This window comes from Parashewanella tropica (genome assembly GCF_004358445.1).
In the GTDB taxonomy this organism is placed as follows: domain Bacteria; phylum Pseudomonadota; class Gammaproteobacteria; order Enterobacterales; family Shewanellaceae; genus Parashewanella; species Parashewanella tropica.
Genome location: NZ_CP037951.1, coordinates 677,017 through 692,045 on the forward strand (window position 1 = coordinate 677,017; position 15,029 = coordinate 692,045).

General features: G+C 41.0%; 10 protein-coding genes. 2 read left to right on the plus strand and 8 right to left on the minus strand.

All coding sequences use genetic code 11. From position 1 onward, the window contains the following. Positions 1 to 14: 14 nt before the first annotated feature. A complete protein-coding gene (tkt, locus tag E2H97_RS02825; RefSeq protein WP_133405724.1) occupies positions 15 to 2,009 on the minus strand; it encodes a transketolase in 1,995 nt (664 codons plus the stop codon). Positions 2,010 to 2,216: 207 nt separating this feature from the next. Between tkt and E2H97_RS02830 the strand changes: the two genes are divergently transcribed. After that, a complete protein-coding gene (locus E2H97_RS02830; RefSeq protein ID WP_133405725.1) occupies positions 2,217 to 3,584 on the plus strand; it encodes a serine/threonine-protein kinase in 1,368 nt (455 codons plus the stop codon). Between the two features lie 18 nt (positions 3,585 to 3,602). On the opposite strand, the gene E2H97_RS02835 is transcribed toward E2H97_RS02830, so the two are convergent. Next, positions 3,603 to 7,127, minus strand: a complete 3,525-nt coding sequence (locus E2H97_RS02835; protein WP_133405726.1) for a hypothetical protein — start codon at positions 7,125 to 7,127, stop codon at positions 3,603 to 3,605. A 242-nt stretch (positions 7,128 to 7,369) separates the two neighbouring features. On the opposite strand from E2H97_RS02835, the gene metK reads away from it, so the two are divergent. Beyond that, the gene (metK, locus tag E2H97_RS02840) at positions 7,370 to 8,521 is read left to right on the plus strand and encodes a methionine adenosyltransferase (RefSeq protein ID WP_133405727.1); all 1,152 of its coding nucleotides are present in this window, start codon (positions 7,370 to 7,372) and stop codon (positions 8,519 to 8,521) included. A gap of 189 nt (positions 8,522 to 8,710) precedes the next feature. Here the strand turns inward: metK and E2H97_RS02845 are convergent, their stop codons facing one another. From E2H97_RS02845 to tatC, 6 genes are all read right to left on the minus strand, one after another. Next, complete coding sequence (locus tag E2H97_RS02845) at positions 8,711 to 9,811, minus strand: hypothetical protein (RefSeq protein ID WP_133405728.1); 1,101 nt, start codon at positions 9,809 to 9,811, stop codon at positions 8,711 to 8,713. 136 nt (positions 9,812 to 9,947) lie between these two features. Beyond that, positions 9,948 to 10,961, minus strand: a complete 1,014-nt coding sequence (gene hemB, locus E2H97_RS02850; RefSeq protein ID WP_133405729.1) for a porphobilinogen synthase — start codon at positions 10,959 to 10,961, stop codon at positions 9,948 to 9,950. A 9-nt stretch (positions 10,962 to 10,970) separates the two neighbouring features. After that, entirely contained in the window at positions 10,971 to 12,854 is a 1,884-nt protein-coding gene (locus E2H97_RS02855) for a diguanylate cyclase (protein WP_133405730.1), read from the minus strand. Next, positions 12,854 to 13,654, minus strand: a complete 801-nt coding sequence (locus tag E2H97_RS02860; protein WP_133405731.1) for a TatD family hydrolase — start codon at positions 13,652 to 13,654, stop codon at positions 12,854 to 12,856. The genes E2H97_RS02855 and E2H97_RS02860 overlap by 1 nt, the downstream gene beginning before the upstream one ends. A 3-nt stretch (positions 13,655 to 13,657) precedes the next feature. Next, complete coding sequence (locus tag E2H97_RS02865; protein ID WP_133405732.1) at positions 13,658 to 14,143, minus strand: hypothetical protein; 486 nt, start codon at positions 14,141 to 14,143, stop codon at positions 13,658 to 13,660. Positions 14,144 to 14,252: 109 nt separating this feature from the next. Continuing rightward, positions 14,253 to 15,026, minus strand: a complete 774-nt coding sequence (tatC, locus tag E2H97_RS02870; protein WP_133405733.1) for a twin-arginine translocase subunit TatC — start codon at positions 15,024 to 15,026, stop codon at positions 14,253 to 14,255. Between the last annotated feature and the right edge of the window lie 3 nt (positions 15,027 to 15,029).

Below are 15,029 nucleotides of genomic sequence, written 5' to 3' on the forward strand. Positions count from 1 at the left end.
TCAATGACTGATTGTTAGTTCAAAGAATCTACCGTGTTCACTACGTTTTCCACAGTGAAGCCAAAGTGCTTCATCAGTGTGCCGCCCGGTGCAGATTCACCAAAGGTCTGCATACCAACAACGCCACCATTCATGCCAACGTACTTGTACCAGAAGTCAGTGTGAGCTGCTTCAATTGCTACGCGTTTAGTGATAGCAGCTGGAAGAACGTGCTCTTTGTATTCAGCCGATTGCTTATCAAACTCAGTCGTAGATGGCATAGAAACCACTCGAACTTGCTTACCTTGAGCCGTTAGCTCAGCAGCTGCATCTAATGCCAGTTGTACTTCAGAGCCTGTCGCAATCAAAATGATTTCTGGCGTTTGCTCAGAATCTTTGATGATGTAACCACCTTTAGCGATATCAGCTACTTGCTCAGCACTACGTGCTTGCGCTGGCAGACCTTGGCGGCTGAAGATCAATGATGTCGGTGCGTCTTGACGCTCAATCGCGGCTTTCCAAGCAACTGCAGTTTCAGTCGCATCACATGGACGCCATACTGCCATTCTTGGGGTCATACGCAAGTTAGCGATTTGCTCAACTGGCTGGTGGGTTGGACCGTCTTCACCTTGACCAATCGAGTCATGGGTATAAACAAAAATGTTTTGAATGCCCATTAGCGCAGACATACGAGTGGCATTACGCATGTACTCCATGAACATTAAGAAAGTTGCACCATAGTTGATGAAACCGCCGTGCAGAGACAGACCGTTCATGATGCCGCCCATACCGAATTCACGTACACCGTAGAAGATGTAGTTACCATCAGCATGTTCTTGAATACCTTTAGAACCAGACCAAAGCGTTAGGTTAGAACCTGCAAGGTCAGCTGAGCCGCCCATTAATTCTGGTAGTAGTGCACCAAATGCACCAATAGCGTTTTGTGACGCTTTACGTGAAGCGATAGACTCGCCTTTGTCTTGACACTCTTGAATGTAAGCTTGAGCTTTAGCTTCAAAGTCAGCAGGCAGTTCGCCTTTGATCACGCGGCGCTCAAATTCAGCGGCAAGTTCAGGGTGTGCGGCTTTATACGCGTCAAATTTTGCATTCCAAGCTTGTTCGTTTTGGCTGCCCGCTTCTTTAGCGTCCCAACCTAGGTAAACATTAGCTGGAATTTCAAATGGCGCGGCTTCCCAACCTAGGAATTCACGTGCAGCTGCGATTTCTTCATCACCCAGTGGTGCGCCATGACAGTCGTGAGAACCAGACTTGTTTGGAGAGCCATAACCAATAACGGTTTTACAGCAAATCATGGTTGGCTTGTCAGTCACAGACTTCGCTTCCTCGATTGCTTTGCGGATCGCTTCTGGATCGTGACCATCAACGTTTGAAATTACGTGCCAGCCATAAGAATCAAAACGCTTAGAAGTATCATCAGTAAACCAACCTTCAACTTCACCGTCGATTGAGATGCCGTTGTCATCCCAAAATGCGATTAACTTACCTAGCTTTAATGTACCCGCTAGTGAACAAGCTTCATGTGAAATACCTTCCATCATGCAGCCATCACCTAAGAAGCAGTAAGTGTAGTGGTCAACTACATCAAGACCGTCACGGTTGAATTGTGCCGCTAGTGTTTTCTCGGCAATGGCCATACCAACAGCGTTACTGATACCAGCGCCTAGAGGACCTGTAGTGGTTTCAACACCTGGCGTGTAGCCATACTCAGGATGACCAGGGGTTTTAGAGTGAAGCTGACGGAACTGTTGTAGTTCAGACATTGGTAACTCATAGCCACTTAGGTGAAGTAATGAGTAAATCAACATTGAACCATGACCGTTCGAAAGGATAAAACGGTCTCTGTCTACCCAGTTTGGATTGCTTGGATTATGTTTTAGAAAATCATTCCAAAGCACTTCCGCAATATCAGCCATACCAAGCGGTGCGCCTGGGTGACCAGATTTTGCTTTTTGAACCGCATCCATACTCAGGACACGAATAGCGTTAGCGAGTTCTTTACGGGAAGACATGCTCTCTCCTGCTGCATTTGTGTGGGGGTACTGCCATATTTTTGGTTTATGGCAGAAGATTTTGCGCATATTTTCCCTTACTCGCGGTTTTGAAGCAAATGTAAATTCTATATAGATAAAGTGAACAGATGAGTTAACGGGAAGCTTGTTGATTGTTTGACTAATCTTATGGATAAAGGATGGCTAATTGTAAAGGTGCCTTTATTCATGGAGCGATTATTTAGAACCACTCCGATTGGTGAATATGGAATCATAAAAACAGAAGAGGCTGGTAAGTTCACTGTTACCAATGGCAAGAAGATATATAGCGTTTACTTTACAGAAGATAAACATGTTGAAGGCTTGTGGCGATTAAAAAAAATACAACGTGAAGATTTTGGCTGGCGAACATGGTTTAAGCCGCTGGAGTACTTTTGGACTAAACAGGATGAACATAACCGAAGCATTATAGGTGCAGCCATGCTTGGGTGGTTAAAGCCTAATGAAATGTATGATCATTTAGAGTCACACACCAAAACGGAAGGGAAAACGCCCCCAAGAAAAAAAAGAGATAGATACTACAAAAGAACCTCGTTACCTGCCGACACTCGCTTGAAGAAACATCTAGTACCAAAAACAGAACAAACCCCAGAGCAAAGTAAATTTGAAGATCCATTAGATATGTTTAAGCCCGTTGCAAGACCAACAAGTTGGGAAAAATCAGATTTTGATGATAATCCTCAGGATGAAAGTGTGATTCCTATTATGGGTGGTCGAAAATTTGTCGATAATAGAGATGGGCAAACGATTCAATTGGTTATTCTTAAGGGAAAAAGGATATTTACCGATGCTGAAATAAGACTTAATCGTTATGTGTTAAGACTTCTTAGTCCTTATAAGTCGATTTGCCCATGCGTCATCATCGATCGAAATACTGTACTAGCACCAGATGGTGGTAAAGAAGTGTTTAGGGATGTCATTGCAAAACACAAAAAGCTATCTGTTTCTCAGTTTGAACCTTTTTGTCGGCAAATGATGGAGGCTCATCATCGTGGTATTTATTTTGGCGATATAAAGCCAGATAACTTTGTGATAGCTAATGACGGTGAACCTGTTGTGCTGATTGATTTGGATAGCGTGACAACGTTTGATTTATTAAAAGATGCTCATGTACACCCTAAGGTCTATAAAAATCAAAATCTCGATAGGAATTACACTCTGGGTTATACAACAAAAAAGCTGGTTTTAAGTCGAGACTTGAAATCATTAGAGCCTCAAGATAAAAGTCGAATGAAAAAAATGAACAAGGCTACCGATGAGTATGCTTTATTATTATCAATGATGGAATCTACCTGTCACAGAAACAGACCAATACAAGTACCTTTTGATAAGCGAGAGCACATAGATTATTTTCATCGGCTGACCTACCGAGGAATACTTGAGCCGGGCAATGCTACCCGACAATGTGCTGAAAATATTCGATATTGGGTGGAGAATAACATTAAACCGGAATATCAGAGTCAAGTGAGGCTGTTGTTAAAAGACCCTGCGAAAAATCCACTTGATGTTCCGCTGTATCGAATGGTTAGGTGGTAGTTGCCTACTGTAGATAAATTATGCCTTTTGTTCAGTGTTCCCTTTCATGACTTGGCAAGTGTGTTGTAATTCTGAAAACGATTGCCGCATTTCTTGGACTTTTTTAGAAAATACTTCATATTTTTGCGTTGTTTTTTGGATATCACCTACTGTTTTACCTTTATCTTTACCTGGGTTTGTTTGATGGTAAGCCCTTAATTTTACGTTAAATTCTTTTCGTAGCTGTTGAAGCGTTTCAAATTCTTGGAGTAGCTGTAGGCATTTAACAATTTTATGTTCCATTAGTTGAATTTCATGGCGGCAGAAATCTAGGCTTTTAGGCTCTAGGGTGATATCGGAAGGGACTGCATCAATATCGGCTACATGCAGTTGAGCTTGTCTAACTCCTTCAAGTAATTGATTGGCTAATGTAGGCATTTTAGATATGCAATGATTAACCATATAGGTGAATAACTTAGGCGTCGGATGGACAATTTTTGTGTCTGGGTCAAGTTCATGATCATTTAATGCTTGACGAAAACCTTCATTAAATTTGAGCGTATTTTCATAAAAATCAAGTAATATATCTAACACCGGATTAAGTTGCTGCATGGCAGCATTTGCCTTTCCAATTCGAGCACGAATACACAACTGAGTATTGCCTGAGTGTGTAGTCAATACTTCTGTAAATCGCTCAATGGCCAATTGTGGGTCTGATTGACTCATTTTTTCAATGCCAAGTAACAGCTTATCTTCCTCTGTTACTACTGGTTCTGGCGTAGGAGTTTTATCAGTCGCTGACTCTGAAGTTGGCTTTCTTTTTATTTGCTGAGCAACTTTCGGTTTGACTACAGCTGTTGGTTTAACTTGAGCTGGTGGTAACGACTCTATATAGGCGCGGCTTTTCTGTGCCTCTTGTTCCATGCGTTGTTGCTTGCTCAGTACTTCAAAGCGAGGAAAGTGGATAATCAGTTGTAATAATGTATTACTGGTTTCGACGTTTAACGCTTCAGTCTCGGTACAGGCGTAGATATGGCGATGTAGCCAACCTTCGCTTATTGTAAATTCAATGGCATGTAACTTTTGTTGATGCTGCTTAAATTCAGCTAAGGTCTGACATTGTCTTATGGCGCTAGTGTGGACTTGATACTGTTCAGCCAAAAGCAAGCATAGGCGAAAAGTTAAAGAAGGTAAGCTGTATTGCTGGTACTCAATTGCATCCAGTGCTTGTAAATGAGCTAGAAAATTATCAGGTTCGAACAACACTTTCATCAATAATAATTGTTGATGATTTTCAGGATTAAATCGTTTTGAATTAGGCCAGACTTCAAAGATTAAATAGTTCAGCTGGCAGTGTTCACCGTGAAAGACTAGCTGAGCAAACTCATCGACAAATGCAGCATATTGTTTATCCGTTACTTTCAGCTTGGCTGCTGAAAGTAGTTCAAAGGCACTGAGCCTTTGTTGTACGGCTTGAATATATTGCTCAGCACCTACAACAAAAATTTCATCATCTGTTTCCTTGGGGTTACTCACAAAAGTATTGCAGTGAGCAACCATTAACTGGGTTTGAATAAGCTGCGTTAAATGATGATTACGTTGCTTTAGGTGACTGAGTAACTCTTGCCGCTTTTGAGCTAACTCCATGGGGGCGAGCGGGGAAACGTGGTCGTTATACAATTGCGTACTGAGGTGAACTAATTCTGCTGGGTTCTTAGCTGGATTGTATTCTGCCAATAACACTTGGAATCGTGTTTGTAAAAATACCAAGTGACTCTTCATGTATTTAGTTAATACTTTTTGCTGAGCAGCTTGAACCTTTATGTGAGGCTCAGTTAGAACAAAACGCGCAAATGGATGAGTATCTAGGTGTTCCATATACCACTTTACATGATCGGAATCCGTGCTCTTTTTGGATTTGTTAAGTGTGGCTTGATGACTTCTTATATATAGTGGGTCGTGCTTACCAAGCTTCGTGAGCTCTTCCGTTATTTCTTTCTCCTTGAAGGTTACTTTTTTCTCGAAAATAGCAATGGTTTTTAGTAAATGTTGTAGGGCTGTGTCAGACCTAAATTCCAGTGATTTTGTTTTTGGTGCTACATCAGTCGGGGTTTCTGGAAAAGGTTTCTTTTGCCGCTTTAATGGCTTTAGTTCAGGTTCATGAAGTGTGAGTAATTTGTCTTTTTTGCTGAATTGAGGATGAGCTTCACACAACGTTGTGAAGTGAGTACGAAGCCGTACCAAACTCGAATATCTTGGGGCTGGTCCTGTCATGACTTTTTGTTTCAAATGATGAATGGTGGCAGCGAGTTGTTTGTGTTGTTGAGGCCAATGTCGTTGTTTACTTAGGGATTCAATGTGCTGAGCAAGCCCCGAAAAAAGAATCTCAAGTTGGTATTGGGTTTCGACGGGTTGCCGGCATAACGCATGAAGTACTGGAATACTTTGACTAGTCTCTGAAAAAAAGTACATGAACCATAAGCAGTCTTGAATGAATAGTATCTGATTTTGTGGGAGTTCGTGTTTGAGTCGGTGCTGTTGAAAATGTTGGAACATCAAAGTTAAAGAAGTATGTGTTGCAACGTAGTCTTTTACTTCCTCTAGATCTTCCATTAAAAGTGGGGCAATTGTCGGCCTATCTTGAAGTAACTTTTTATAACTCTCCCTTATAAGGGGGGGTTGTTGAATCATAAATTGGTGAATTGTACGATAAACAGCGCCCGCATCTAGATTGGTAGGCATTGTTCCATCAGTCTTTTGTTGTGGGATTAAATTCACGGTGAGAGATCCATGAAGGATCGAAATCATATCAAATTGAAATTTTAGCCATGCAATAGCTGTGAATTGCCCTAGTCCCTGATAGATTAACTTCTCTCTATCATTCGCTAGCTCAACGCTTTCTAGATGAGACGAACAGTATAAACAAATAAAACAAATTCTTATTTCATTGCCCACATTAAACTCATGCTCAAGAAAGAGTACTTTGCTGAACAGTCCATAGCAAATATGGGTATGAAGTACATAGAGCCCGAATTCAGATTGACTATTGAATTCAGTTTTGGGCATCGATTTTAGCCACTGAGTGACCTCTGGGTGATTATTTAAATAGTCACTGTACTCTTTACTTACCATAAAATAGCGTTGGGCGAGTTCAGCCGCTTTATCCTTTACTTTTTCAATGGGAATTTGGTCTTTTATCCCGAATAGATTTTGGTATTCGCCTTCCAGTCGCATCAATTTCTGATTAATTTGAGCTAATGCATATTTAGACTTTATAGATGTAGAATCGGAATACTTAGGAAAGCAGGGGGTAGGTGTTGAAGGATCGGCAAAGTGCCGGATCAGAAATGGATTAGAGGGTAAAAATACGACTTGATATTGTTGGACTGATTTAGGTTTCGCTACGAGTGATTGCGCTTGCTCAAATTGGGTTTTAATCTCAAGGTATTGTTGCTGAAAACGCCACTTATCATTGTGTTGTTCTTGTAGGTCGAAAGAGTCGGTAGCTTGAAGAGTAGGGTTAGTGTCACTAGATACTTGCATAATATCCAAAGAAATTTGCACAGAATTGCACTATATGTGAGCTGTACTGAATACTGGCTGACTTGAATACGGCTCAATTATTAAAGCGTAAAATTAAAAGTACATCGTTTTAGATCACATTCATCGAGAAAATGGTGAAAACCTTGCCTTTTAGGGTGAAAGTTACTTGCAAATCATTTAGAATAGCCGTCTAGATGTCAACGCTTCCAGTTGTTAATTAATTGTTGTGGAAGCTTCTTTTAGTGACTGAGAGCACAAAAATAATGGCAAAACATTTATTTACTTCTGAATCGGTTTCAGAAGGTCATCCAGATAAAATTGCGGATCAAATTTCTGATGCCGTACTTGATGCGATTTTAGAGCAAGATCCCAAAGCACGCGTTGCCTGTGAAACTTACGTTAAGACAGGTATGGTTATGGTTGGCGGTGAAATCACTACCTCTGCTTGGGTTGATATTGAAGAGTTAACCCGTAAAACCGTACGCGAAATCGGTTATACCCATTCTGATATGGGATTTGATGCAGATTCTTGCGCCATTCTAAATACCATTGGTAAGCAATCGCCTGATATTAACCAAGGTGTTGATCGTGCCGATCCTGCTGAGCAAGGTGCCGGTGATCAAGGTCTAATGTTTGGTTACGCTAGTAATGAAACTGACGTGCTGATGCCAGCGCCAATTACCTATTCACATGCTTTGGTTAAGCGTCAGTCAGAAGTACGTAAAGACGGCACTTTGCCTTGGTTACGTCCAGATGCGAAAAGCCAAGTGACCTTCGCTTATGACCAAGGCAAAATCGTTGGTATTGATGCGGTTGTGCTTTCCACTCAGCACAGTGAAGATATTGCACAAGATGACTTGGTCGAAGCTGTGATGGAAACCATCGTTAAGCCAGTTCTTCCTGCAAAATGGTTAAATCAAGATACTAAGTATTTCATTAACCCAACCGGTCGTTTTGTGATTGGTGGTCCAATGGGTGACTGTGGTTTAACGGGTCGTAAAATCATTGTTGATACTTATGGTGGTATGGCGCGTCACGGTGGTGGTGCATTCTCTGGTAAAGACCCATCGAAGGTAGACCGTAGTGCAGCTTATGCAGCGCGTTATGTGGCGAAAAACATCGTTGCAGCTGGTCTTGCAGATCGTTGCGAGATCCAAGTATCTTATGCGATTGGTGTCGCAGAGCCAACGTCTATTAGCGTTGAAACTTTTGGAACTGCTAAGGTTTCAGAAGAGTTACTTATCGACCTAGTACGTCGTCACTTTGACCTTCGTCCTTATGGTTTAACACAAATGTTGAACCTAGAACGTCCAATCTACCAACAAACCGCCGCTTACGGTCACTTTGGTCGTGACATCTTCCCATGGGAAGCAACGGATAAAGCTGAAGCGTTAAAGGCTGATGCTGGTTTGTAAACGTTAGTTCAAAATTTATTTACCTAATTTTTAACTAATTAAGTCATAGTTAAAGAGTAATAGTGTAAGCGACAACAGAAACGCACATCCATGTGCTGACGACCGTGACATCCTGTCACGGACGGTTGTCTTATTACACTATCACTCTCATCCACATGTATTGCTATATCTGTAATCTAAAAGTAGGTTTTAATCCCAAAGCGAAACCGATTGAGAATCTAGTTGTTGAAGGTTATTTTTTAATTTTGTAATTTCTTTATTTTTTTCTGATTCTTTTATAGCTATTGATTCTTTCAGTCTTGCCGCTTTGAGAGTATTTTCTTCTTCTTTTAGTCTTTGTTTAATTGGGAGAATTGTTCTCTCAAGTTGAGGAAATATAACGCTTTTATATATATGGGTGTAATTAGAGCCTAAATTGTTAAGGAAATTTGCTTCCTCTAAAATTGTAATTAACCTAGAGCTATCAAGTATAACTTTCTCTATTTTTTCTTGCTTAGACTGTGTTACCTTTTTTTCTTCTTCAATTTGTATTTCTGCTTTATCAAGTGATTGCAGTAATTTTTCATAATTATCTGTAATCAGCGTTTGAGCTTTAAACTCATCTTCTAATTTTTTATTAGATGATACAAGAGAGGCCATATTGGAACTGTATTCCTCAATGTCGCTAATATACCTTTCCTTTTCTTTTGAGAGTCTTGACTTAGTTTCTTTTAATTCAAGTTCTAAGCTTTTAATTTTTTTTTCATGACTTTCACGAATTTCGCTTACTGATGATAAAGAAGTTTGTAAATTATGTTTTTCGCTTCTAAGGTAAGCTAAGTCACTTTCAAACTCTTCCCGCTTTTTATCCCAATTATCTAAATCGCGATTTAGCTTTTCTTTCCAGTAATCAATACTCGATTCAGCCTGAGCTTTACTTACAGTTTGTAGGCTCTTGAATTTCTTAAGATCATTCTCATGCTTCTTTTCGAGTCTTCTTAAATCAATAAGATCAAACTTTAAAGAATCAACAATATGCTGAATTAATGGCAACAAAAATGTGTAGGCTATTGCTAGCGTAAATGGATACACGATAACCATCAGAGGAGGAGATAAATACCATGATGGTTCAGCTATGAAGAATTCAGTACTATGTTGAAGTTGTTCTAGTTTTTTCTCTGTAGAACTAAAAAAGAATGTCAGAACAGCTTTATGATTAATGGCTAACCAAGATAATACAAATGAACCAATAATGGGTGACTTTAAACGATTGGCGGCAGTTTGTGATACCGCTGAAACTAACTCTTTCATAAACTTCCCTTGTTAATGCTTAAGGGATGTTAGCTCAAAGGTAAATTTTAAGGAATGGTGTATATCAGTTTTTTTGATGAGTGCTTAAATTTGATAGGTGGCTTGGATGACCACCTATCCTCATTTAAGTAGGACTTTATTTAGCGTCTTCTTTCAGCCACTGTGCTACGCGCTTGGCAAAGTAAGTTAAAATGCCATCGGCACCCGCGCGCTTAAAGCAAAGCAGTGATTCCATCACGATTGGTTTTTCTGCCAACCAACCGTTTTGAATGGCGGCCATGTGCATGGCGTATTCGCCACTGACTTGGTAAGCAAAGGTTGGTACTGCCAGTTCGGACTTCACTCGACGTACTACGTCTAAATATGGCATACCCGGCTTAACCATCACCATATCTGCACCTTCTTGAATATCCAATGCCACTTCATGCAAGGCTTCATCAATATTGGCTGGATCCATTTGGTAAGAATGCTTATTGCCACCTTTAAGGTTGCCTGCCGAGCCGACCGCATCACGAAATGGACCATAATAGTTTGAAGAGTACTTCGCAGAGTAAGCCATGATTTGGGTGTTTACATGACCAGCCTGCTCTAGAGCGTTACGAATCGCACCAATGCGACCGTCCATCATGTCAGATGGGCCTACCATATCAGCACCGGCTTCAGCGTGAGATAGGGCTTGTTTGATCAACACTTCAGTGGTGACATCGTTAATGATGTAACCTTCATCATCGATGATCCCATCTTGACCATGAGTGGTGAATGGATCTAAGGCTACGTCAGTCATGATCCCAAGCTCAGGATAGGCCGCTTTTAATGCGCGAACGCTACGCTGCACTAACCCTTCGGGGTTGTAAGCTTCTTCAGCCATCAATGACTTTTTATCAGCAGGAGTAACAGGGAATAGGGCAATAAGTGGAATACCTAACTCAACCAACTCTCCAGCTTCTTTAATAAGGAGATCGAGTGAGTAGCGTTTGATCCCCGGCATTGAAGCGACATCTTCAGTACGGTTTTCACCTTCCAAAACAAACATAGGGTAAATCAAATCATTTACGGTTAGTTGATTTTCTGCCATAAGGCGACGGCTAAAATCATGTTTACGCATACGGCGCATTCTGCGCTGTGGAAATGCTCCAGTTACTAAACTCACGGGATACCTCTAACTTTCTTGTACTTCGAGATGAAGTGAATAAGGCTGAACTTGATCTCGGCCTGTGTCTTTGGCGTAGTATAACGCTTTGTCAGCTTGTTCGAGTAGCTTAACGGCTTGTTCTTCATTAAAGATCACATCCGCAGCAACCCCAATACTGACGGTTAAAGAGATGCTTTGATCTTTCCATTTTATGGTGTTTTGATTAATGAACTGCCTAATATTTTCAGCCACTTTAAGTGCACCTACACGATCGGTTGCAGGAAGGATAATGGCGAATTCTTCTCCGCCATATCGAGAGACTAAATCGGTTGGGCGTTTAAGTTGCGAAGCAATGGCATTTGCAATAAATTTGAGTGCTTCATCACCGGCTAAGTGTCCATAGGTGTCATTTATCAATTTGAATTTATCGATATCCAACATCATCACCGCCAGTGGTGTTTGTTGGCGGCGACTGAGTTTGGCTTCAGCGGTGAGACGTTTATCAAAGGTGCTGCGATTTTTTACTCCAGTCAGGGTATCAATCGTAGATTGTTCTTTGAGTCTATGATGTGCCTCATTCAGTTCACGATAGGCGATTTCAAGCTCTAAAGTGCGCTCTTGCACCATAGAGCCTAACAGTTCGTTGCTCTGGGTTTCGGCTTTAAGGGCTTCTTCTTTCACTTGTCTTATTCGCTCAGCTTGCATTAAGGCTTTTTGCTGAATGCGTGACTTGGCTTTACGTTCATTGTTATAGCGTATGGCTAGAATTGAGCTGATCATGATCACTTCGACGCCAAGCCCTATCATGATTGGGAATTGAGGTTCAGTGTTAAACGAAATTACGCCTAAATAGCTCAGAGCACTGGTTCCTGCACCGAACAGAATTGCTCCCCAGCCCAAGGCATACAAACGCGCCAGTTTATGCCCTTTGATGACCAGAAGAAAGGTGATCATGATCAGCATACAGACCAGTAGCATCGCCATATTGATTTGCACTAGCAACAACCAATCATAACGAACAACAAAGGCTAATAAGCTCAATACTAAGGTAAATATCGCCCCTAAACGGCAAAATTTTACTAAATATGCGCTGTTACGTTTTAAATCTAAGATTTTCTCCGTCAGCATTAAGGCAAAAGTCATACTGATCGGAATGATCAGTGGCATGATTAAACCTTGCAAGTATGGGGAGTTTGGCCAAAGGAATTGATAACCATAACCAGAAAGGCTGGCAACTAATAAGGTCATGGCAAATACATAGCCCGAGAAGTAACCATAACTGAACGAGCCTGTGGCAAGTGCAAAGAACAGACTGAAAATGCCAACGCCAAATAACATACCGATCAAAACACCCGTCATCATTAGCTTGTTTTGATCTGACTGAAATAGTGCTTTATTACTCCAAAGAGTCATAGGAACAGCGGCACTTCCTATGGTTTCAACATGGAATAGCAGACTGTGTTGTTGTCCTTTTTTCAGATCAATTTGGTAAATGAAGTCGTTGTGTTGGATATCTCTGCTTGAAAATGGCAGGGTATCGCCTAACGATTTGGAATCAATTAATACACCGTCAATAAGGTGGTAGATTGTGATTTTATCCAATAATGGATTATTGATTTCAATGGCACGTTGTACTGTGTCTAGTTTGGTTTCAAGTTTTACTTGGAACCAAAAATTGTGTTCGCTAACTGTACGTTTATTGGCATCTTTAAACTTGACCCACTGATTATCAGGCACTTTGATTATTGAGTGAGCCGTAGCACTTTCATGATCATGCAGTACATAAATATAAGGAGTGAGATCCACTTTAGGTAAACTGGTCACTGTAGCAGCAGGGATACCTGAAGCAGCGATAGCTTGGGTGGTAAACCACAAAAAGAAACAGCAGGTTAATAAGCAAAGTCGCTTCATTAGGTTACATCCATGTCGAAAAAATTCAGCGTGTTTTTATAGCATTGCTCAGCCAAATCCTTTAATGGCTGACCTCTAAGGTCTGCAATTGTCGCTGCGATATTTGGTAAATATTTCGGGTAATTAGTACCCGATTTAGGTTTGGGTTTTAGATTCCTTGGTATTAGGTAAGGGCTGTCAGTTTCGAGTAAAATTCTGTTATCTGGTATATGTTTTACTGCTTCAGCAAGTTCTTGCCCTCGGCGTTCATCACAAATCCAGCCCGTGACTCCAATATATAAATCCATTGCTAGGCAATCTTGTAATTGCTTGGTGTCGCCAGTAAAGCAATGTAAAACCGCTTTCGGAATAGCTGAACGGTACTTGCTAAGCAATTCAATAAACTCATCATGTGCGTCACGACAATGCATATAGATAGGTTTATTGAGCTCAGCGGCAATGTGTAATTGTTGCTCGAACGCATAGAGCTGATCTTGCTTAGGAGAGTAATTGCGATTGAAGTCGAGTCCACATTCACCTATGGCTACAACCTGAGGGTGCTTTGCAAGTTCTATCAGGCGGTTCCGGCTATGACTATTCCAGCTGCTGGCATGGTGTGGATGCACGCCAGCAGTGGCAAATAATTGATTCGGATAATGGCTACAAGTGTTGATAACATCAGCAGATTCATCGAGATCACTTCCTATGATCACCATTGCCTCTACGTGATGTTGATTGGCTTCTTGTAAAACAGTATCGAGTCGGTGTTCAAGTTTACTGCCGACGAGATTAACTCCGATATCAATATACTTTTCAGGCAAAACTTACTTTTCCCTTTTTACTCGAATGGTACTGTTGCGACCTTCCATTCCTAATAAAAATGAGCCTAGAGCGCCTTTTTTGATGTAAACCGTATCGCCTTTTTTGATTCGAAAACGGCGTGAATCGATTTGTTTCCAAGTTTGATTATTGGTAAAGCTAATTTTCATTGCACCATAAGGGTTTTTAGTAACTCTTGCGACCGTTAAGGTTAAACGTTCAATGGCATCAGGTTTAGGTTTTACGCGACCAAAATCATCTTCTGGTGCAACGACTGACACTGTAGGCTGCACTATATTTGATCTAACTACTGGGGATGAATCGCTAGAGTGACTAGACGACGAATTGACAGATTTGGCTAAGTTATCGTAGCAAATTAATCTATCTAATTTGTCGTTGATGTTTTGACATTGTGAAAGTTTGGCTTCAATGCTCGCAAAACTCGGAGCTGAAAATACGATTGCTGCGAGAGCTAACCATCCGTATCGCATAGTCTGTATCCTTTTCGTTATAAGTATTAGTACTAGAACTAGAACTAGAACTATTCTCGTTGAAGACAGATACTACAACGAGAATGGGGGAACATGCACGAAAAATGCGTTAATCTTTTGGAATGATGCTATTTTCTGAATCGTCTTTCGCTTCAGCTTTGTCCCCAGTGGATTTCGGACGATAAAAACGTGCCGCAATTAAACCACCTTCAAACAGCAACAGCATAGGAACGGCCAACATGGTTTGCGAGATGATGTCTGGTGGCGTTAACAGCATACCAATGACAAATGCTGCAACGACAATATAAGGTCGCTTGGCACTTAAATCTTCGACAGAAGTGACACCCGCCCAACATAACAGCACCACAGCAATTGGGATTTCAAACGCTAACCCAAACGCAAAAAATAACTTTAACACAAAGGTTAAGTAGCTATTTATGTCGGTAGCAATTTGTACGCCTTCTGGTGCAACACTAGTAAAGAAGCCAAAGACCACGGGAAAGACGACAAAGTAGGCAAAAGCAATCCCTAAATAAAACAGCAAGGTACTGCTGAATAGTAAAGGTGCGATCAGGCGCTTTTCGTGTTTATACAACCCTGGGGCAACGAATGACCATATCTGATAAAGCACATAAGGAATGGCAATAAAGAAGGATAAGATCAAGGTCAGCTTAAAGGGAGCAAAAAAAGGCGCAGCGACTTCGGTGGCAATCATGCTACCACCGGCTGGAAGCGTGCTCATTAAAGGAACGGACACAAAGTGATAAATGTCTCTTGCCCAATACACTAAGCACATAAATACAAAGAGTATACTACCAACTGCTTTTAGAACCTTATTACGAAGTTCCAGCAAGTGGCTGATCAAAGGTTGTTGCTCTGCCATAGT

Excerpts from the sequence above, each read along its gene's own strand:
- tkt (WP_133405724.1), bottom strand. The coding sequence starts at position 2,009 with ATGTCTTCCCGTAAAGAACTCGCTAACGCTATTCGTGTCCTGAGTATG.
- E2H97_RS02830 (WP_133405725.1), top strand. The coding sequence starts at position 2,217 with ATGGAGCGATTATTTAGAACCACTCCGATTGGTGAATATGGAATCATA.
- metK (WP_133405727.1), top strand. The coding sequence starts at position 7,370 with ATGGCAAAACATTTATTTACTTCTGAATCGGTTTCAGAAGGTCATCCA.
- E2H97_RS02845 (WP_133405728.1), bottom strand. The coding sequence starts at position 9,811 with ATGAAAGAGTTAGTTTCAGCGGTATCACAAACTGCCGCCAATCGTTTA.
- E2H97_RS02855 (WP_133405730.1), bottom strand. The coding sequence starts at position 12,854 with ATGAAGCGACTTTGCTTATTAACCTGCTGTTTCTTTTTGTGGTTTACC.
- E2H97_RS02865 (WP_133405732.1), bottom strand. The coding sequence starts at position 14,143 with ATGCGATACGGATGGTTAGCTCTCGCAGCAATCGTATTTTCAGCTCCG.
- tatC (WP_133405733.1), bottom strand. The coding sequence starts at position 15,026 with ATGGCAGAGCAACAACCTTTGATCAGCCACTTGCTGGAACTTCGTAAT.